Origin of the sequence: Corynebacterium sp. ACRQJ (assembly GCF_022346045.1) — a bacterium.
GTDB lineage: Bacteria > Actinomycetota > Actinomycetes > Mycobacteriales > Mycobacteriaceae > Corynebacterium > Corynebacterium evansiae.
This window is the reverse complement of the sequence record NZ_JAKRMT010000003.1, coordinates 76,666-95,728: the sequence shown is the minus strand read 5'-3', so window position 1 is coordinate 95,728 and position 19,063 is coordinate 76,666. Positions and strand designations below refer to the sequence as shown.

Sequence of the window (19,063 nt, the reverse complement as noted above, 5' to 3'; positions counted from 1 at the left end):
GGGCTAAGTTTTAGCCTTGGGATTTTAAGCCTTGGGATTTCTAACCTCAGGGGTTGCCCTTGGGCTGCTCTTTGGGTTGATCGTCGGCGTGTGCCTGGGCGCGCTCGGCATGTGGGGATACCGCAAGCGAGTGAAGGCTCAGCGCAACACCCACACCCAAAGGGAGCTCGAGGGCAATCGTGTTTCCACGGTGGCGCAGGTTCTGCACTTCGCCATCCAGTCTTCGCCCGATGCGGTGGCGGTGGTGGATCGCAAGCGCAACGTTGTGCTTTCCAACCCGCGTGCCCACGAGCTGGGCCTGGTGCACGAGCGGAACCTGAACGCCGAAGCGTGGAAGATGGTGGAGCGGGTCTTCGCCGACCAGGAGCCCCGCGAGCTGAACTTCCTGCCCCCACCGCGCCGCAGCAACCGACCCGTCATTGCGGTGGCCGGGCAGGTTCAGCTGCTTTCCCTTGTGGATGACCGCTTCGCGGTGGTGTACGCCACCGACGATTCCGAGTCCGTGCGCATGGAATCCGCCCGCCGCGACTTCGTAGCCAACGTCTCCCACGAACTTAAAACCCCGGTGGGGGCGATCTCGCTGCTGGTAGAGACCCTCATGTCGGTGCGTGACGACGAAGAGGCTGTGGAGTACTTCGGTTCAAAGCTGATCGTCGAGGTGCGCCGCATGAACCAGATGATTACCGAGCTGATCAGTCTGTCGAAGTTGCAGGGCGCAGAATCTCTGCCGGACCTAGAGGTCTTGAGCATCGACAAGGTCATCGAAGACGCGATTGATCGCTGCCGCCTGGCGGCCGAAGCGCGCAACATCGAGCTGGTTAAGGACGGGCGCTCCGGGGCGATGGTGAAGGGCGACAAAGGGCTGCTGGTTACCAGCGTGTCCAACCTGCTGACCAACGCCATCAACTATTCGCCAGAGGGCTCGCCCGTTTCCATTTCCCGCGAAATACACGGCGATACCGTGACCATCCGCGTGACGGACCGGGGAATCGGCATTTCCCAGGACGACCAAAAGCGGGTGTTCGAGAGGTTCTTCCGCGTGGACAAAGCGCGCTCGCGAGACACGGGCGGCACTGGTCTGGGGTTGGCCATCGTGAAGCACGTGATGGCCAACCACGGTGGCAGTGTTTCCCTGTGGTCCCGGCTGGGGACAGGCTCCACCTTTACTTTGGAGCTCCCACGCTTCCAGGAGGGTAAGACCAAGGAGCTGCCGAGCGGAGAGATTCCAGTCATTCCGGACGCGCGGCGCCTGGACGATGCGAAGGGCACGGGCGCGGATCCAGAAACACCAGAAACAGAGGACAAAGAATGACCTTCGGGTTATCTTTTGGTGATCCCTTAGTGAACTGGGTGTCTTGAGGGTTGCTACTCCCTAAAGCCTGTGGGCACGTTACGATAGTTATGGATAGTTTCTGTAGCTTTAAAAATTTTTCTTTGAAAGGTTATTGAGCGGCTGTGACGAGCGTTTTGATTGTCGAAGACGAGGAGTCTTTGGCGGAACCTCTTGCGTTTTTGCTGAAAAAGGAAGGTTTCGAGGTCTTCATGGCCCCGGACGGTCCCACTGCGCTGGATACCTTCGCTGCGGAAGACATCGACATCATTCTGTTGGATCTGATGCTGCCCGGCATGTCCGGCACCGAGGTGTGCCGCCAGCTGCGCCAGACCTCCAGCGTGCCGGTGATTATGGTGACGGCTCGCGACAGTGAGATCGATAAGGTCGTAGGCCTCGAGCTCGGCGCCGACGATTACGTGACCAAGCCCTACTTCGCCCGCGAGCTGATCGCCCGCATCCGCGCTGTTCTGCGCCGCGGCGGCGAGGTCGAGGTCGAGGCTCCCGCCGACGACGGCCTGGTACTGCAGGAGGATCGCGTGATGATGGACGTGGAGCGCCACATCGTCACCGTCGACGGGCAGAAGGTTCCTATGCCGCTCAAGGAATTCGATCTGCTTGAGTACCTTATGCGTAACAGCGGCCGCGTGCTGACCCGCGGCCAGCTGATCGACCGTGTGTGGGGCGCCGATTACGTCGGCGATACCAAGACCCTGGACGTGCACATCAAGCGCCTGCGCTCCAAGATCGAGCGCAACCCCTCCCGCCCGGAGATTCTGGTGACCGTCCGCGGCCTGGGCTACAAGTTCGAGGCCTAACCCCGCCTAGGGTGTGCCTTACCCCGTTTAAATCCCGCGCCGCCGTGCTTCGGCCGTCGCCGGGTGGATCGACAGCAACGGAAACCCGCTAGGCGATACCTGCGCCAGCTTTTCCCGCTCCTCGCAGTGCGCGGCCAGCACTTCGTAGGCCTCCTCGCCGATCAGCTCCGTCAGCTCCTCGCGCCCGGTGCGCCACAATGCCTCGCCGCCCGCGTGGCAGTTCGGGTCCGAGGAGCAGTACCAGTCAAAGTCCTCGCCCCCGTCGCCCCATCCGCGGCGGTTGTACTCGGTGACGGTTGTCCGCAGCATCTCTACCCCGTCGGGGCGGGTTTCCCAGTCCTCAAGTCGCCGCAGCGGCACCTGCCAGCACACTTCGGGCTTCGCTGCGGTCAGCTCGACGTCGTTGCGCAACGCCCAGGCGTGCAGCGCGCAGCCGCGGCCTCCGGGGAACCCTTCGCGGTTGGCGAAAATGCACGCCCCGTTGGTGGTCACGGTCTTCAACGCGGGTTCCATCTCGCCCTCGTCGTTTTCTAGCTCGTCCCATTCGAGCCACGGTTCGATGTCGTCGCCGCGTTTTTCTTGTGGACGCCCCTTCGCCTCCCATTCATCCATCTCCGCGGGGCGGTTCTGCCACTCTTCCGCTGTGAGCTTTTCCGCGACATTCCGCAGGGTCGCGCGGTCGTCTTCGTCGGTGAGAAATGCACCGTGGGTGCAACAGCCGACGTCCGGATTCTCGGCGTCAATACCTAAACAGGCTTCGGTACCAAACCGGCAACGGTACGTGGACAGCAACCACGTGAGATCCACCTGGATGATGTGCTCGGAATCGGCGGGGTCGATGAACTCCAACCATTCGCGAGGGTGGTCAGCGGGCATTTCGTGGCCCGCGCGGATGGATAGGTCAGCGGGTGTGCCCTCCGGATAGCCGGTGGCTAGCTCGTTGTTCGAGGTGCCCGATTCAATCTCCGCAGACGTTTCATTCACGTGTTCCACCGTAGACCCATTAGGCTGGGGTGCGTGCGATTAGGTGTGCTTGACGTAGGAAGCAATACGGTTCATCTGGTGGTCGTCGATGCACAGCGCGGCGGGCCGCCGACTCCAATGAGCAATTGGAAGACTCCCATGCGCTTGGTGGAATACCTGGACAAGAAGGGTGCCATCAACGAAAAGGGGCAGGAGAAGCTGCTCAACGGGGTGGCGCTGGCTAAGGAGATGTCAGACCAGTTCCGCTGCGAGGGAATGCTGCCTTTTGCTACCTCCGCGATCCGCTCGGCTGAGAATGCCGAGGAAGTGCTGGACAGGGTAGAGAATGAAACCGGCGTGCGCCTGCGGATTCTGTCGGGGGACGAGGAAGCGCGGCTGACGTTCCTGGCGGTGCGGCGCTGGTACGGCTGGTCTGCAGGGCGTATCTGCGACCTGGACATCGGTGGCGGCTCCCTGGAGATGTCCATTGGCATGGACGAGGACCCGGACATCGCCTGCAGTGTGAATCTGGGTGCGGGGCGCTTGACCCGCGAATGGTTCGACACCGACCCGCCATCTAAAAAGAAAGTCGCGGAGCTGGGGGAGTTCATCGATGAAGAGTTGAATGATCCGGTGGAAAAGCTGCTGGATTCCGGCGATATTGACCTGGCGGTGGGTACTTCCAAGACCTTTAGGATGCTGGCGCGCCTGACGGGTGCGGCGCCATCTTCGGCAGGTCCGCGAGTCAAGCGCACCTTGACCCAGGCCGGCCTGCGCCAGCTGATCGCCTTTATTTCCCGCATGACCGCCGCCGACCGAGCGGAATTGGAAGGCGTGAGCGCGGAGCGTTCGCACCAGGTCGTTGCCGGTGCGCTGGTGGCCGAGGCGGCGATGCGCAAGCTGGACATCGAGGTTTTGCACATGTGTCCGTGGGCGCTGCGCGAGGGCGTGATCTTCCGTCAGCTCGACCATAATCCGGATCTGACGTAAATAACGCCAGTTGCTTCCGCCTATATGTAGGCGAGTAAAGTAGTGTGTTTGAAGACATATGTTTAAAGTGACGCTTGAGGGCAGTTGAGACTGCGCTGTAAGTGATCAAGTGATGGGATCAATGGATGAGTGAGAAGCTGACAGTCGCCGAACTTCTCGCCCGTAACGGGCGCGAACCAAGTTCTGCTGACACTGGCCGGCGTCGACGCCGTCACCGCAACTTGGAGAAGGGCGGCGTTTCCGTTGCCGAGCTGACGGGTTCCATTCCAGTAGTCCAGACCGAGGACGATGCCGCTGCGGATAAGTCTGCAGTCAAGCCTGCTGATAAGGCCGCTCCGAAGGATGCCGCTAAGGACGCTGCGACGGCGCAGCCCGAGAAGCAGGAGAAGCAGGACCAGAAGTCCCAGCCGGATCAGCGTTCCGTAAGTCGTACCCCGGAGCGCCCGGAGGAGAAGACTGGCCAGCTTGCAGCTGCCAAGGACGCAAAGGAAGGCAAGGACTCCAAGGATGCCCAGGGCACCCAGGGCTCCCAGAGTGTAGAGGCTGAAAAGCCGACCTTCGGCGAGGTCGCGCGTGGCAAGGTGGCCGAAAAGCCGGAGGCTGAGAAACCCGAGGTCGAGAAGCCTGAAGTAAAGAAGCCGGAGGCCAAGAAGGCAACCAAGGAAGTTAAGCCGATCAAGCCTGCCGAAACGGGCAAGGCTGACAAGCCCGGCGCCGCCGACAAACCTGGTGACGCCGACAAGTCTGGTAAGACTGACAAGTCTCACAAGTCTGACAAGCCCGGCAAGTCTGGCAAGGCCGGAGTCGCAGCGGCAGCGGCAGCGGGCGGAGCTGGAGCAGTCGGCGCCGCTGGGGTTGCTAAGTCGACTGAGGCGGACGCTGCTGACAAGGTGGGCGTCAAGTCGGGGGTGCAGGCCACCAGTGACGAGCAGGCACAGTTCGCGCAGCTCGAAGAATCCCTCGAGGACGGCGAGGTCGTCGAGTACGAAGACGACACGATCTCCTGGCCCATGATGATCCTGCAGGCGATCCTGGCGATCGCCGTGGGTGTGGGCGTGTTCTTCGGCTTTAGCCTGATCTGGGCCAAGGCTCCGGCGGTTCTGGCGTTGGTGCTGGCCATCGCCGTGACGCTGCTGTTGGTCGGGTTGGTGCACGCGCTGCTGCGCCACCGCGACAAGCTGCTGATGATTCTCGCCGCCGTCGTCGGTTTGGTGCTGACGATCGGGCCGCGACTGATCCAGGGGCTGTAAGAAGTCTCCTGTGATGTGAGCGGGGCGCTGGTTGGGGAACCAGCGCCCTTTTTGGGTTTTGTGGGGAACTAGCGAACATTGGGGGAACTAGAACCTGGGGGCTAAGAATGGGCGGGTAGCAGGAAGCCGCCAATCCTGGCACGCTGGTTTATATGACTCAAATTGGAATTATTGGCGGAGGAAACATCGGCGAAGCCCTGCTCGCCGGAATCGTTGCGGACACCGAAGGTGCCGCAGACGCAAAGAAGATCATCGTCGCGGACCCGTCGCAGGAGCGTCTGGACGAACTCAAGGATAAGTACGGTATGGTCACCGCCCGCGAGGGGCGCGAAGCCGCTGAAGGCACCGACATCCTATTCATTTGCGTGAAGCCCAACATCGTTCCCATCGTGTTGGACGAGGTGGCCGAGGTGCTGGACAGCAACTCCCAGGACACGATCGTGGTTTCCTTGGCGGCAGGCGTGACTATCAACACCATGGAGTCCGCGTTGCCTGCGGGCACCACCGTTGTGCGCACCATGCCGAACACCCCGATGTTGGTTGGCAAGGGTGCGATTGGCATCGCCGGTGGCCGCTTTGCCGAAGAGGATCAGCTGAACACGGTGCAGGACATCATGTCTAAGGTCGGCGAGGCCGTCATCGTTAAGGAAAAGGAGCTGGACGCAGTCACGGCCGTTTCCGGTTCCGGCCCGGCATACATCTTCCTGGTCGTGGAAGCCATGATCGAGTCTGCCGTACAGCTGGGGCTCGCCCGTCCGCTGGCGGAGAAGCTGGCCATCGCCAACGTGCAAGGCGCGGCCACCATGATGTCCCGAAACCTAGCAGAGGGCGGGGATACGCCGTCCGTTCTGCGTACCAAGGTGACCAGCCCCGGAGGAACCACTGCGGCGGCTCTGCGCGAACTGGAGGAGTCCGGCATTCGCGGAGCGTTCTTCCGTGCCATGGAGGCATGTAAGGACCGCTCCGAGGAACTGGGTGCGCCGAAGCCTGGTGCGAACGGAGCTAACGGCGATAACTAAGCGCGCCTGCGTCCGGTGCGTGGGCGCGAGCCCCGCCCAAATGGGGTTAATTTCTTCCCCTCTCCGAGCGGCCTCAGTGATCTTTTTAGACACAACGGTTTAACACAAATCACGCCTGTTCAATCCAGTCACGCTCGGTAACAGGCGTGGGCTTGTGGCACCTAGAGTTGCGTAGGCCACAAGTAGCAATCTGCCCTCAATGGTCACCCTTGTTGCACATTATTCACATGGTTCACGTTATGATGGTTCGCGAGCGATCACGTGTGAAGTCCTGCAGGAGGGGAAGCCTGCAGCGCATGAGAGCGCAAAGAAAGTGATGATCTATGGCTAACACCGAAAATGGAACATTTCTGACCGTCGCAGAGGTCGCCGATCTGATGCGCGTGTCGAAGATGACTGTTTACCGTCTCATCCACTCGGAGGAGCTGCCCGCCGTACAGGTCGGCCGCAACTTCCGCGTTCGTGGATCCGCTGTTGAGGCGTACCTCGGAGCTTCCGAGTACAACCCCGGCCAGACCGGCTAATCAGCGAGACGCAACAGTCCCCCATTTTCGGAGTCAGGTGGCCTGAGCCACCCGCCCGGTGATGGGGGATTTTTGTTTCTCCAGGGTGCTGGGGGCTAAACTGTGGAGCATTCGTGTCTACGGATGTGAAGCAACTCTTGCGCGGCAGCCCATAACGGCAGCCCCTTGTGGCAGGCAGCGTGCATCCGAGGACACATCTTCTCTACCGCCGTATAAGGTCCGGCGGTGGGGGAGCAGACCTTTAACCTGAAGAGATAACTAACCGAGAGAAACGAGGCTTACCCCATGGGTTCTGTCATCAAGAAGCGCCGCAAGCGCATGTCCAAGAAGAAGCACCGCAAGATGCTGCGCCGGACCCGCGTTCAGCGTAGGAAGCTCGGTAAGTAGCCTTCCGCTGCCGCATATAGAAAGAAACCCACCGCAGGCGCCCTTCAAAAAGGGGCGTGGCCACGGTGGGTTTTTGCGTTCCCGGGTGAGCTTTAGCGCCGCTTCCGCGCCCACATTCCCGCGCCGCCGGCCAGGCCCAGCAGGGCAGCCCCTGCTGCCAGCCGCGCCCCGCCGATGCGCCGGAGCGCGCGGCGCACCCGCCGGTAGTCGCGGATCTCCCAGCCGCGTTCCAGTGCCGCCTTGCGCAGCTTGGAATCCGGGTTGATCGCCACGGCCGTGCCCACGGTGGAAAGCATCGGTAGGTCGTTCACGGAATCCGAGTATGCGGTGCAGCGCTGCAGATCCAGCCCCTCGTAGTTGGCCAGGGCGATAACGGCGTGCTTCTTCTCCTCACCGTGCAGCATGTGGCCGACCATCCGCCCGGTGAAGCGCCCATCCTTCACCTCCGCCACGGTGCCGAGCGCGCCGGTGAAACCCAGCTCCTTGGCGATGATCTGCGCCAGCTGCACCGGCGAGGCAGTCACCAGCCACACCTGCTGGCCCGCCTGAATGTGCATGTCGGCCAGCTCCTTGGTGTCCGGGAAGATGCGCTCCGCGATCGTCGCCGCCCAGATCTCCTGGGCCATGTCGATAACCTCGGATTCCTTGCGGCCCTTCACCAGCGCCAGCGCCTGCTCCCGGCCGCTGGAAATGTCGTCCGCGCTTTCTTTGCCCAGCACCCGGAACTTCATCTGCACCCAAATGAAGCCCAGCAGCTGTCGGGCTGTGAAGAAGCGCCGCTTCGCTAGCCCGCGGGCGAAGAGCAGGATCGAGGCGCCCTTGATCAGCGTGTTGTCCACGTCGAAGAACGCGCCGACTCCGGCATCCTGCGGGATCGAGGGGTCGGGGTGATCCAGATGCCGCGGCTTTTCCGCCGACAGCCCCGCGCCCTCCAGGTTGGCCAGCCCGGTGCGCAGCTGGTCGCCCTCGATCTCGTAGCTGTGCGCCAGCTGATCCAGCTGCGCCTCGCTGAGCTCCCAGAGCGCCTGTGGGGCGCCGGTGCCGTACCCGACCTGCAGGTTCTGTGTCGTTGGGGTGGAGTGTTCGTGTTTCTTGGGTTGGGACGCCACCTTCTCCGCCGCCAGACGTTCAGCATCGCTTGAGTGCTTCTCGCGGCGGGATTTTCCTAAACGTTCCTCCCGGAACTCGCGGAGGAATGACTGCGCAGTCAGGGACAGCGCGCGCAGGTATCCCCGCCATTCGCTGCCAATGTCGCGCAATTGCGCCAACAGGGCCGCGCGCTCACCCGCATTCCGGCCTGGGGCCGGGGTGGGGCGGTTCGACGGTTCTAGATCAGGCGCTGCATTCACACACAATAAGTTACCCCGAAAGTGCGACCAGGGCGCTGCCGAGAGCTATTAGTCCGAAGTTGTGCGGCGGGTAGCATGGAAGGCCGTGAACTCTGACAATAATTCCCCAGCCCAGCCCGCACGAGTGCAGCTGATCAGCCGCTCGACGTGCGGCTCCTGTGCCCGCGTGCACCAGCAAATCCTGCCCATCGCACACCGCTTCGGCACGACGGTGGAAGTGATTGAGCTGGACCGTGGTGGCGTCACCAAAGAAAAAGAGGAATTGGCACAAGAGTTCGGCGACCGCGTGCCCGTAGTGCTCGTCGACGACGAGGAGGTCGCGTGCTGGGAAATCGACGATGACGAGCTGATCGCGGCGCTGGAGCAGGGCTAGGGCACTGTTTTGCCGCTATATAGCAGCCTCGCGAACTCGTTTTGGCAACGGGGTGGGTTAAGGGCTACCGTAGACACTCGTAACTACTTGGGGGTTTAGCCCCGCGCGCGGCCGTCCCCCAAGTGATCCCCGCAGGAGGCATGAAGACATATGAGTAGTAGCACCCGGACTGGTTCCGCGTCGGTGTTGCTGGTCGGACTGTCTTTTCGTTCGGCTCCGGTGACCATGCTGGAGCAGGCGACGGTCGCCGATGCGGACCTGCCGAAGATGCAGCTATCGCTGGTGGATAACGACGTGATCTCCGAATCGCTGGTGCTTTCCACCTGCAACCGCATGGAGTTCTACACGGTCGCCAACGCTTTCCACTCCGGGCTAGATCACGTGGTGGACACGATCGCGCAGTTCTCTGGGCTGGAGACCACCGAGCTGGAGCCGCACTTGTACGTGCACTACGCGGACTCCGCGGCCGAGCACATGCTGAAGGTCGCCTCCGGGCTGGATTCGATGGTCATCGGCGAACAGCAGATCATCGGCCAGATGCGCAGCGCCTACCAGTCTGCCAACGAGACCGGCACGGTCGGGCGCACCCTCCACGACCTGACGCAGCGCGCACTGCGGACGGGCAAGCGCGTGCACTCCGAGACCGCCATCGATTCGGCGGGTGCCTCCATGGTGTCTTTCGCCGTGGACCAGGCGCTGCGCTTCATCGAACCCGCACGTGCTCTTTCTTCTGTTGTGGATGACGCCCCCTCGTCCCAACCCCTCGCCGGCCACCGCGCGCTGATTATCGGTGCGGGGGCTATGGCATCCCTGGCTTCCACCCACCTGGGCAGGCTGGGTATCGACCACGTGACCGTGGCCAACCGCACGCTGTCGCGCGCGGAGAACCTGGTGAACCACGCGCGTGAGGCGGGGGTGGATGCCTCCGCCGTGCCGCTGGACGGGGTGGCAGACTGCCTGAGTGCCGTGGACATTGTGGTTTCCGCAACCGGTGCGGTGGGCAATGTGGTCACCGAGCGGGACGTACGCGCGGCCATGGGGGCAGCTGGCACGAAGGTGCTGATTGATCTGTCCATGCCTGCGGACATCGAGCGTTCCGTGGCTGACATCGACGGCGTGAAGCTGCTGAACATCGAGGAGCTCACGACGATGGCCGGCGACCGGGTGCAGGACGAGGATCCGGCGCGCGAAATCGTGGCCGACGAGCTGCAGAGCTTCCTGGAGCAGCAGCGTGCGCAGTCCGTGGTGCCCACCGTGAAGGCCCTGCGGCAGAAGGCCGGGGAGGTCATGGCCGAAGAGCTGATGACGCTGGAGCGGCTGACCCCCGACATGTCAGAGGCCGACCGCGCGGCTGTGGTCAAGTCGATGAAGCGCGTGGTGGATAAGCTGCTGCACACCCCAACGGTGCAGGCCAAGAAGCTTTCCGCCGGTGGCCAGCAGGTCAGCTACCCGGATGCATTGGCTGCCTTGTTCAACCTGCCCAACGGGATGGTGGATTCGGTGACCCAGCCGGGGCAGACCGACACCAGGCCGGCCCAGACCGCGGGAACCTCTGCCCGTGCCGATCAAATTCCAAGCGCTGCCCGCATTAGCCAGGTAGCGAAGGAGGCTTAAGACTTTCCATGTCCGCAACGTCGAATAGCGCTAATCCCGCTAACGCCACCAACGCCGCTAACTCAGCTAAGTCAGTGGCCGGTGGCGACCGCACTTTCCTGATCGGCACCCGCAGGTCCGCACTGGCTACAACGCAGACCAGCCACGTCCGCGCCGGGATGCAATCCGCTGGCTACGCCGCAGAGCTGCACTTGGTGCAGACCCCGGGCGATGCCTCCCAGGCGGCGCAGACCCCGGTCGCGCAGATTGGCGTGGGAGTGTTCACCGAGACGCTGCGCAAGGCCTTGGAAGCCGGTGAGTGCGACGTGGCCGTGCATTCCTTCAAGGATCTGCCGACTGCTCCGGACCCGCGTTTCCGCACAGTCGTCCCGCGTCGGGTGGACCCGCGCGAGGTGCTGGTCAGCCGAAGCAACCAGCCCCTGCTGGAGCTGCCCCAGGGCGCCAAGGTGGGCACGTCCGCCCCGCGCCGCGTTTCCCAGATCCGCGCGGTGCGCCCGGACCTGGAGCTTATGCCGCTGCGCGGAAACATTGATACCCGCATGGGGCGGACGGAAAAGGATCTGGACGCGGTGGTTCTGGCACGCGCGGGCCTGGAGCGCGTCGGCCAGCTGGACCGCGCCGCCGAGTCGATCGACCCGTCCACGATTATGCCCGCGCCCGCCCAGGGTGCGCTGAGCGTGGAGGTCCGCGCGGATGACGAGGCCGCCTGGCAGGCCGTTCGCCACCTGGATCACCTGCCCAGCCACATGGCTGCCGTGGCCGAGCGCGCCGTGCTGTCCACCCTGGAGGCCGGCTGCACCGCGCCGGTTGCCGCATACTCTGAGTGGGTGGAGCAGGAAGGCACAGAAGGCACAGGAGGCACAGACAAGGGCTACGTCCTGCGCGTATTTGGTGGCGTGTTCGCCATGGATGGTTCCCGCAAGCTGGTGCGCAGCGGCGAGGCTGCCTTCGACATTCCGGATCCGACCGCGGACGAGGGATTCCCAGCCGCCCAGGAGCCCCGCTGGCGCGAGTGCATAGAAGCCGCCAGGGCTATAGGCACCGACATAGGTAGAGCGTTACTCGAGGACGGTGCCGCTGAGTTAGTGGCCGAGGCCGAATAGCTTTTTCTTCGGGACGCCCCCTGCGGCGCCCCGCCCCTCAAACTTCACCGGCACCGTGCACGTAGCCCGGGGCTACACGCGCACGGCCGCCCCAAGCAGATTTTTTAAGAGACAATTACAGACCCGACAAGTTAGAAAGTTCCACTATGACCGATTCCGGAAATGCCCAGGTAGGAGGCGCTGATTCCGCCGCAGTGGCGGCAGTCGCCGACCTGGCACCCACTGGATGCGGCCGGATCCTCTTCGTGGGCGCGGGCCCCGGAAACCCGGAGCTGTTGACCATCCGCGCGCGCGACATTCTGGAGACCACTGCCCATGCGTGGGTGGATCCGTCGGTATTGGAATCCGTGCAGAACATCATCGCCACCCGCCTGCCGGTGCCGCAGGAGAAGCTGGATGCCGCCGAGGCAGAGTGGGAGGCGAAGGTGAAGGCCGCCAAGGAGGCCGGTGCGCGTCGCCGACCGCCGCGCCCCGCACCGCCGACCGCTGCGGAGATCGTGCTGGCCGCCCCGGCGGACACCGACCCTGAGATTGACGCAGAGGCAAGTGCAGGGGCCAACGCAGGTGCCGGCACAGATACTGGTGCAGATGCTGGCGCAGAGACCTACGGCGAGCCGGTGCCGGATGCCGTCGCCCCGGACGTTCTGGCCGAGCAGATGGTCGCCTGCGCCAAGGCAGGCAACGACGTTGTTCGCCTCGTCGCCGGTAACCCACTGAGCAACCCGGCGGTCATGCACGAGCTGCAGCACGTCGCGGCAAGCCCCGTGGAATTCCAGGTCATCCCCGGCATGACCGGATCCGTGGCCGTTCCCGCCTTCACCGGTATTGGCCTTGGCCCGGATGTCACCGAGGCTGATGTTCGCGGTGGGGCCGACTGGGATCAGCTGGCTGCCTCCGGGCTGCCGTTGATCCTCACCGCCGCCCCGGGTGACCTGGCGACCATCGCGCAGGAGCTGAAGGCCCGCGGCATCGCCGGGACCACTCCAGCGACCGTTACGCTACATGGCACCACCCGCCGCCAGCGCAGCTACGATGCGACTCTGGATACGCTGAAATCCATCACCACCCAGTCCGGCCCCGCCGCCAAGGATGGCGAGCTGCCCGCCGAGCTGATCGTCACGCTGGGTTCCCAGGTGGGCAACCGCTCCAAGTACTCCTGGTGGGAAAACCGCGCCCTGTATGGCTGGACCGTGCTGGTGCCGCGCGCCAAGAACCAGGCCGGCCCCATGAGCGCCCGCCTGGCCTCGCACGGCGCTATCCCCGTGGAGGTGCCCACCATCTCCGTCGAGCCACCTCGTAGCCCCGTGCAGATGGAGCGCGCCATCAAGGGGCTGGTCGATGGCCGCTACCACTGGATCGTCTTCACCAGCGTCAACGCAGTGAAGGCCGTGTGGGAGAAGCTGCGCGAGTTCGGACTCGACGCCCGCGCCCTGGCGGGCGTGCGCGTGGCCGCAGTGGGGCCGAAGACCTCCCAGGCAGTGAAGGACCTGGGAATCACCCCGGAACTGCTGCCGAAGGACGATGCGCGCAACGCAGCCGGCCTGGTGGATGTCTTCCCGCCGCACGACCCAGACCTGGACCTGGTGGATCGCGTGCTGCTGCCGCGCGCCGACATTGCCACCGACGTGCTGGTCGACGGCCTGATCGACCTGGGCTGGGACGTAGAGGACGTCGTGGCCTACCGCACCGTCCGCGCCGCCCCGCCCAGCCCGGAGATCCGCGACATGATCAAGACCGGCGGCTTCGACGCAGTCTGCTTCACCAGCTCCTCGACCGTGAAGAACCTGGTAGGCATCGCGGGCAAGCCGCACACGCGCACCATCATCGCCTGCATCGGGCCGATGGCTGCACAGACCGCTCGCGAGCACGGCCTGCGCGTCGACGTCATGCCCGAGGCCGCTGGCGTGCCGGAGCTTGTGGACGCCCTCGCTGACCACGTGGCTGACCTGCGCGCCAAGGGACAGCTTCCGCCTCCGCGGAAGCGGAGGCGGCGTCGTAAAAAGACGAGCGAGAAGAAGGACACCGGGGCCTAACAAGCCCGTCCGGACGCGGGAGTAGCATCGTTGGCATGACTTCGAACTACACCCCGTTCCGCCGCCCCCGCCGACTCCGCACGACCCCGCAGATGCGCAACTTCACTGCGGAGACGGACCTGAACCCCAACCGGCTGGTGCTGCCGATGTTCATCGCCGATGGGCTGGACGCCCCACGGGACATCACCAGCCTGCCCGGCGTGCAGCAGCACACCGAGGATTCGCTGCTACGCGCGGTGGAGGAAGCCGCGAACGCAGGCGTGGGATCCATCGACCTGTTCGGAGTGCCGCTGGATGAGGACAAGGATGCGACCGGCAGCCAGTCAGTAGCCGAGGACGGCATTCTCAACCGCGGCCTGCGCGCCGTCCGCGAGCGCTTCGGCGACGACATCCTGGTGATGGCCGATACGTGCCTGGACGAGTTCACCGACCACGGCCACTGTGGCGTGCTCTCCACCGACCGCTACGGCCACCAGATCGTGGACAATGACGCAACCCTGCCGCAGTACGCGAAAATGGCAGTTGCACAGGCCGAGGCCGGTGCGCACATCGTGAGCCCCTCCGGAATGATGGACGGGCAGATCCGCCACATCCGCGAGGCGCTGGACGAGGCCGGCCACCAGGACGTATCGATCATGGCCTACTCCGCGAAGTACGCCTCCGCGTTCTTCGGCCCCTTCCGCGAGGCCGTGGGCTCCTCCCTGCAGGGCGACCGCCGCACCTACCAGCAGGACCCCCGCAACCTGCGGGAATCCATCCTGGAAACTCAGCTGGACATCGACGAGGGGGCGGACATGGTGATGGTCAAGCCCGCGATGCCCTACCTGGACGTGCTGCGCGAAGTCGCGAACATGTCCCCGGTGCCAGTGGCTGCCTACCAGGTCTCCGGCGAGTACGCGATGATCTCCGCAGCCGCCCAGAACGGCTGGATCGACGAGGAAGCTGCGATCATGGAATCCATCTATGGCATCCGCCGCGCCGGGGCGGACATCATCCTGACCTACTGGGCAACCCGCGTGGCGCAGATGCTGCAGGGCTAAGATGCTTAACCACCAGTAATCACAGTAGGCTAGATGGCTGTATGAACAGCACCGACAGCAGCGCACATATGAGCACACAGCAACACGACCCCCGCCTCCAGGGTGGTTCCCAGGGCGGCCCCCAGCCGGGCTCGCACGGCCAGCAGCCGGGGCCACAGCGAGGCCAGCAGAACCTGCAGGGGCAGCCGGGGCCGCACGGCCCGCAGGGGCCGTATGGTTCACACGGCCCGCAGCAACCCCCGAAGCCGCCGAAGCCTCCGAAGGTGGGGCGGAAGGACGGCCTCGCGCCGAACCTCAAGGAGGCGCCGGAAGACGTCCGCTACGGCGTATGGGCCTGGCTGGCGGTAGCCGTGCTGCAGCTGCTGGCAAGTGTGGTGCAGTTCGTGGCCAACATTGTCGACCCGCGCGCACTGACCCAGAGCAGCCAGGGCATCCTCGATAGCCAAAGCGGCATGTTCGCCAGCGTTCTTGCAGATCAGGATGCCTCCGAGATCGCCACGCAGGTAAACATCAGCTCACTGATGTGGGGCATTATCGCCTCGGCAGCCTGTGCCTACTTGGCCTGGCGCGCAGGCCGCGGAGCTCCGTACTCCCGCCTGTTCTTGAACGTCGCCTCCGTGTTCATGATCTTCAACGCGGTGCTCATCACGTTCGCTAGCGGGCCGGACTTCATGCCCGTAGGCTTCGTGCTGCTCATCGGCATCCTGACCATTCTGTCCGGCGTATGCGCTGCGCTGGGCCTGTGGTTTATGTCTCGCCCGGAGAACCACGACTGGCTGGGTATGCCCAGCGTCAAGGAGATGGAGAAGTACTCCAAGGAGATGGAGGAGTACAAGGCGGAAACGCGGCGTCAAAAAGAAGAGCGAAAAGAACAAAAGAACAGCGACGATAAAGACCGCACCGATCACACCGACCACACCTGGGGAGGGCGCTGACCATGCCCGCGATGTTTCCTTCGATGGTTCCGGGTGGCCAGGATCCTAACCGCGACGTTAAGTACTGGCAGCCCGGGGACCCCACGCCGCGCCTTGTGATCGTCAGCTTCGCCATGCTGGTGGTTGTGGGGCTACTGATGATCTTCTTCGGCGTGCTGGCCCTGACGGCCTCGTGGGATCGCGAGCCGATGAACGCAGAGGAAGCCGAGAACATGGACTTCGTGCGCAACAACGTGCGCATTCTCGGCGGCATCAACGTCGTAGTCGGCGCGGTGCTGGTCTACTTCTCCCGCGGCGTGCGCGACGGCTACCGCGGCAAGCGCCGCCTGGTGCTGTGGTTCGGCGCACTGGGCATTCTGTTCATGCTGGCAGGGTGGGTTTTCGGCTTCACCGGCCCCGGCCAGGCCATCATGGCCTTGCTGTTGGCAGTCGCGCTGCTGCTGGCCTACCGCCCTGCGGTTAACCCGTTTTTTGACGCCGGGCATCGGCTCGACGGCCCTCCCATCGAAGGCGACGGCACCCTGCCGGGCGACAGCCTGCGGAGCTAGTGGAGATGACTGAGCAGGAATCAAAGATCGTCCCGGCCAGCAGCCGGGCGGCGCGAAAAGCTGCCGTGGGTGTCGACGACGTCGACGAGGCCATCCTGAAGGCTCGAGAGGCAGCGGCGAGGGCCGGCTTCGACATGGACCGCACGCCGTCCACCGAAGAGGAAGCCGACCGTGCCGCACGCGAACACTGGGGGCTCGCCAGTTTCGCCTACCGCCTGGAAGGGCTGGAATCCGCGGTGGCCGCCACCACCGTGGAGGAGGAACTCAACGACATTCCGGGCGTGCAGGCCGCGGTGGTGTACTCCACCGGCATGGCGTGGATCTCCGCTGAAGATCACGTGCTGCCCGCCCAGATCCAGGAGGTGCTGGAAAAGCACAACCTGGATAGCTGGCTGACGGATTCCTCCCTGCGCCGCCGCGCCTCGCGGCTGGAGATCGAGGAAACGCGCCGGCGCATGCGGCGCCATGCCAGCGACCACAGAAGGGCATGGGCTGCGGCGGAGAGCCGCAAACGGCGCGACCGGAACAAGGTGGAGATGGATAGGTTCCGCCGCCAGAACCCCTTCGACTCCACCGAGGGTCTGCACACCGCCCGGCAGCTGATTACGCGCATGCGGTTGATCGTCGCCGTGGTGCTGGGGCTGCCGGTGGTGGTTCTGCAGCTGGTTTCCGCCTGGCAGTTCGACTATTGGCAGTGGGTCTGCTTGGCGCTGGCCACCCCAGTGGCGACGTGGTGCGCGTGGCCCTTCCACCGGGCCTTTTTCGGCGGTTTAAGGCGGGGGCAATCCGCCCTGGATGGCGCCAGTTCCGTGGCGATCCTTCTGGCCTACTTGTACTCGGCGTGCACCCTGATTTTCACTTCCGCCGGCAACGTGGGTTGGCACAGCCATCAGGTGCTGTTCGCCGGAGTGTGGTCTGCGCAGGACATTAAGGGAGCAGTTTTCTTCGACGTCGCCTGTGGCGGCACTATCCTGCTGCTTTTCGGCAGGCTACTTTCCCGGCGCACGGCGCTGCGCTCGAAGTCGATCCTATCCGTGCTGACTGTGCCCGCCGCCAAGGAAGTCACGGTGGTGCGCAAGACTCGTAAGTCGAAGACGGAAAAGAAGGACATTCCGATCGCGGAGATCCGCACGGGCGATGACATCATCATTCATACCGGCATGATGGTGCCCAGCGACGGCGAGATCATCAGTGGTAAGTCCCTTGTGGACATGGGGCCCGTCGGCGGTATGCACCGTACTTTCGAGGTCTCAGTCGGCGACCGCATCTTTGCCGGTGCCCGCAATCACGGCGGCACGTTGAAGATGCGCGTGCACGCCACGGGTTCCTCTACGCGCCTGGCCGCCATGCACCGTTGGGTGCGCGGGTCCGCGTTGGACGAGACTCGTCTTACCCAGCTGACAAACCGTACCGCCAGCCTGCTTGTGCCGTGGGCTTTCGTGCTGGCTGCAGTGGACTTCATCGCCTGGCTGGCCATTACTAAGTCCGTCGATGCGGCGATGGCTACCGCCCTCTCCCTGTTGGCAGTCGTCGCGCCGGTTGCCCTGGCTCTGTCTGCGCCGTTGGCGCTGCGTTTGGGGCTGTGGCGTGCTGCCACTGCGGGTGCTCTACTGCGCGATACGAGTACCATTCACAAGCTCGCTGAGGTGGACGCCATCGTCTTCAACCGCGTGGGCACCCTCACCGATGGGCCGATGCATGTCATCGGCGTGACGCCTGTCAAGGGGGAGAACCCGGACCTGATCCTCCGTGTGGCTGGCGCTCTGTCCCTGGAGTCGAATCACGCGGTCTCTCAGGCGCTGGTGCGCGCCGACCGCGAGGCACGCGACAGCGGTGCTGGCGGGGAAGGGATTCCCCACTGGCTGGATGTGGGCGAGGTGAAGATCACCAAGGACGGCACCTTCGAGGGAATGGCGGAGTTGCCGATTGAAGGGGAAATGCGCCACGTCAAGGCACGCCTGTGGCGCCCGCACGACCTGGGCGAGATCCGTGATCCGCGCCTGGCGACGGCAGCTTTGAACGGCGGCTCGCCCGTGATCGTCAGCTGGAAGGGCAAGGACCGCGGCGTCATTAACCTGGCAGATAGTTTCAAGGACGATGCCCCGGCTGCGATCGACCAGCTGGAGGATATGCAGATGGAGACGTACATGCTCTCCCGAGACATCTATCCTGTGGCACGCCGTACGGCGAACGCACTCGGCATCTCCACCGTGTTGGCCGGCATCGCACCGAATCGCAAGGCGGCCACTGTGCGCGGTGTCCACGCCATGGGCGTGCGCGTGGCGATGGTGGGCGATAGTGACGTGCTGGGTGCGCTGCGAGTTGCGGATGTGGGCATCCTCATGACTTCTTCCAACCGCATCGATCCCTCTGCCGCCGAGGTGGCGGACGTGGTGATGCAGCGCGAGGATGTTTCCGCGCTGCCGGAGCTGGTGAACCTGGTTCGACACATCCGCAACACCACTGACTGGAACGTGTGGTTGTCCTGGACCTATAACGCGGTCGGCGCGACTCTAGCAGTCGTCGGCGTGCTCAACCCCCTGCTGGCCACGGTGTTTATGCTGCTCAGTTCCACTTTGATCGAGAGCCGGAGCGCCCGCATTTTGCACCGCAACTACGCGCGCGGCACGCTCCGCCAGACTCACTCGTGGCAGGGCTGGGTGGAGCGCCGGCGGGAGATCCGCGAGTTGCGCAAGCAGGAGAAGCAGCGCGCCGAGGCGATCTCCCTGGCCCGTGCGGAGGCCGCGGACGAGGAGTATGAGCAGTCCCAGCGTTAGCCGCGCTAGG

General features: G+C 64.1%; 17 protein-coding genes. 15 read left to right on the top strand and 2 right to left on the bottom strand.

The genetic code is table 11. From position 1 onward, the window contains the following. Positions 1–31: 31 nt before the first annotated feature. Together MHX52_RS03080 and MHX52_RS03075 are read left to right on the top strand one after the other, a co-directional pair. Positions 32–1,312, top strand: coding sequence for a cell wall metabolism sensor histidine kinase WalK (locus MHX52_RS03080; protein ID WP_239316507.1), 1,281 nt, complete (start codon positions 32–34; stop codon positions 1,310–1,312). Positions 1,313–1,455: 143 nt separating this feature from the next. Beyond that, on the top strand, positions 1,456–2,148 hold the full coding sequence (locus MHX52_RS03075; protein WP_035002955.1) for a response regulator transcription factor: 693 nt from the start codon (positions 1,456–1,458) through the stop codon (positions 2,146–2,148). A 27-nt stretch (positions 2,149–2,175) separates the two neighbouring features. On the opposite strand, the gene MHX52_RS03070 is transcribed toward MHX52_RS03075, so the two are convergent. Then, entirely contained in the window at positions 2,176–3,132 is a 957-nt protein-coding gene (locus tag MHX52_RS03070) for a hypothetical protein (protein ID WP_239316505.1), read from the bottom strand. A 33-nt stretch (positions 3,133–3,165) separates the two neighbouring features. Here MHX52_RS03070 and MHX52_RS03065 point away from each other — a divergent pair, with 33 nt between their 5' ends. The 5 genes from MHX52_RS03065 to MHX52_RS03045 all read left to right on the top strand — a co-directional run bounded on the left by MHX52_RS03065 (position 3,166) and on the right by MHX52_RS03045 (position 7,281). Next, complete coding sequence (locus tag MHX52_RS03065) at positions 3,166–4,101, top strand: Ppx/GppA phosphatase family protein (RefSeq protein WP_049048885.1); 936 nt, start codon at positions 3,166–3,168, stop codon at positions 4,099–4,101. Positions 4,102–4,226: 125 nt separating this feature from the next. Beyond that, positions 4,227–5,351: an AI-2E family transporter gene (locus MHX52_RS03060; protein ID WP_239316503.1), complete on the top strand. Its 1,125-nt coding sequence runs from the start codon at positions 4,227–4,229 to the stop codon at positions 5,349–5,351. Positions 5,352–5,503: 152 nt separating this feature from the next. Then, positions 5,504–6,370, top strand: a complete 867-nt coding sequence (gene proC / locus MHX52_RS03055; protein WP_035002958.1) for a pyrroline-5-carboxylate reductase — start codon at positions 5,504–5,506, stop codon at positions 6,368–6,370. 323 nt (positions 6,371–6,693) lie between these two features. Next, positions 6,694–6,894, top strand: coding sequence for a helix-turn-helix domain-containing protein (locus MHX52_RS03050; protein ID WP_005292138.1), 201 nt, complete (start codon positions 6,694–6,696; stop codon positions 6,892–6,894). Positions 6,895–7,179: 285 nt separating this feature from the next. Continuing rightward, the gene (locus MHX52_RS03045; protein ID WP_003855542.1) at positions 7,180–7,281 is read left to right on the top strand and encodes a 30S ribosomal protein bS22; all 102 of its coding nucleotides are present in this window, start codon (positions 7,180–7,182) and stop codon (positions 7,279–7,281) included. Positions 7,282–7,373: 92 nt separating this feature from the next. Here the strand turns inward: MHX52_RS03045 and MHX52_RS03040 are convergent, their stop codons facing one another. Then, positions 7,374–8,630 carry an HAD-IB family hydrolase gene (locus MHX52_RS03040; protein ID WP_239316501.1) on the bottom strand — a complete coding sequence of 419 codons (1,257 nt, stop codon included), beginning with the start codon at positions 8,628–8,630 and terminating at the stop codon, positions 7,374–7,376. An 85-nt stretch (positions 8,631–8,715) separates the two neighbouring features. Between MHX52_RS03040 and MHX52_RS03035 the strand changes: the two genes are divergently transcribed. The 8 genes from MHX52_RS03035 (at position 8,716) to MHX52_RS03000 (ending at position 19,053) form a co-directional block, all read left to right on the top strand. Next, the gene (locus MHX52_RS03035; RefSeq protein WP_049048888.1) at positions 8,716–9,003 is read left to right on the top strand and encodes a glutaredoxin family protein; all 288 of its coding nucleotides are present in this window, start codon (positions 8,716–8,718) and stop codon (positions 9,001–9,003) included. A gap of 150 nt (positions 9,004–9,153) precedes the next feature. Next, the gene (locus MHX52_RS03030) at positions 9,154–10,617 is read left to right on the top strand and encodes a glutamyl-tRNA reductase (protein WP_239316499.1); all 1,464 of its coding nucleotides are present in this window, start codon (positions 9,154–9,156) and stop codon (positions 10,615–10,617) included. Between the two features lie 8 nt (positions 10,618–10,625). Beyond that, a complete protein-coding gene (gene hemC / locus MHX52_RS03025; RefSeq protein ID WP_193393330.1) occupies positions 10,626–11,720 on the top strand; it encodes a hydroxymethylbilane synthase in 1,095 nt (364 codons plus the stop codon). A 146-nt stretch (positions 11,721–11,866) separates the two neighbouring features. Further along, positions 11,867–13,753: a uroporphyrinogen-III synthase gene (locus tag MHX52_RS03020; RefSeq protein ID WP_035002960.1), complete on the top strand. Its 1,887-nt coding sequence runs from the start codon at positions 11,867–11,869 to the stop codon at positions 13,751–13,753. A gap of 35 nt (positions 13,754–13,788) precedes the next feature. Further along, on the top strand, positions 13,789–14,793 hold the full coding sequence (gene hemB / locus MHX52_RS03015; RefSeq protein WP_239316497.1) for a porphobilinogen synthase: 1,005 nt from the start codon (positions 13,789–13,791) through the stop codon (positions 14,791–14,793). A 68-nt stretch (positions 14,794–14,861) separates the two neighbouring features. Beyond that, on the top strand, positions 14,862–15,728 hold the full coding sequence (locus tag MHX52_RS03010; RefSeq protein ID WP_237746221.1) for a hypothetical protein: 867 nt from the start codon (positions 14,862–14,864) through the stop codon (positions 15,726–15,728). A 2-nt stretch (positions 15,729–15,730) separates the two neighbouring features. Beyond that, positions 15,731–16,276, top strand: a complete 546-nt coding sequence (locus tag MHX52_RS03005) for a hypothetical protein (protein WP_239316495.1) — start codon at positions 15,731–15,733, stop codon at positions 16,274–16,276. 5 nt (positions 16,277–16,281) lie between these two features. Continuing rightward, a complete protein-coding gene (locus MHX52_RS03000) occupies positions 16,282–19,053 on the top strand; it encodes a cation-translocating P-type ATPase (RefSeq protein WP_239316493.1) in 2,772 nt (923 codons plus the stop codon). The last annotated feature ends 10 nt before the right edge of the window (positions 19,054–19,063 follow it).

Bases quoted from the DNA above. Each gene is read 5' to 3' on its own strand.
- MHX52_RS03060 (WP_239316503.1), top strand. From the start codon at position 4,227: ATGAGTGAGAAGCTGACAGTCGCCGAACTTCTCGCCCGTAACGGGCGC.
- proC (WP_035002958.1), top strand. From the start codon at position 5,504: ATGACTCAAATTGGAATTATTGGCGGAGGAAACATCGGCGAAGCCCTG.
- MHX52_RS03050 (WP_005292138.1), top strand. From the start codon at position 6,694: ATGGCTAACACCGAAAATGGAACATTTCTGACCGTCGCAGAGGTCGCC.
- MHX52_RS03045 (WP_003855542.1), top strand. From the start codon at position 7,180: ATGGGTTCTGTCATCAAGAAGCGCCGCAAGCGCATGTCCAAGAAGAAG.
- MHX52_RS03030 (WP_239316499.1), top strand. From the start codon at position 9,154: ATGAGTAGTAGCACCCGGACTGGTTCCGCGTCGGTGTTGCTGGTCGGA.
- hemC (WP_193393330.1), top strand. From the start codon at position 10,626: ATGTCCGCAACGTCGAATAGCGCTAATCCCGCTAACGCCACCAACGCC.
- MHX52_RS03020 (WP_035002960.1), top strand. From the start codon at position 11,867: ATGACCGATTCCGGAAATGCCCAGGTAGGAGGCGCTGATTCCGCCGCA.
- hemB (WP_239316497.1), top strand. From the start codon at position 13,789: ATGACTTCGAACTACACCCCGTTCCGCCGCCCCCGCCGACTCCGCACG.
- MHX52_RS03010 (WP_237746221.1), top strand. From the start codon at position 14,862: ATGAGCACACAGCAACACGACCCCCGCCTCCAGGGTGGTTCCCAGGGC.
- MHX52_RS03005 (WP_239316495.1), top strand. From the start codon at position 15,731: ATGCCCGCGATGTTTCCTTCGATGGTTCCGGGTGGCCAGGATCCTAAC.
- MHX52_RS03000 (WP_239316493.1), top strand. From the start codon at position 16,282: ATGACTGAGCAGGAATCAAAGATCGTCCCGGCCAGCAGCCGGGCGGCG.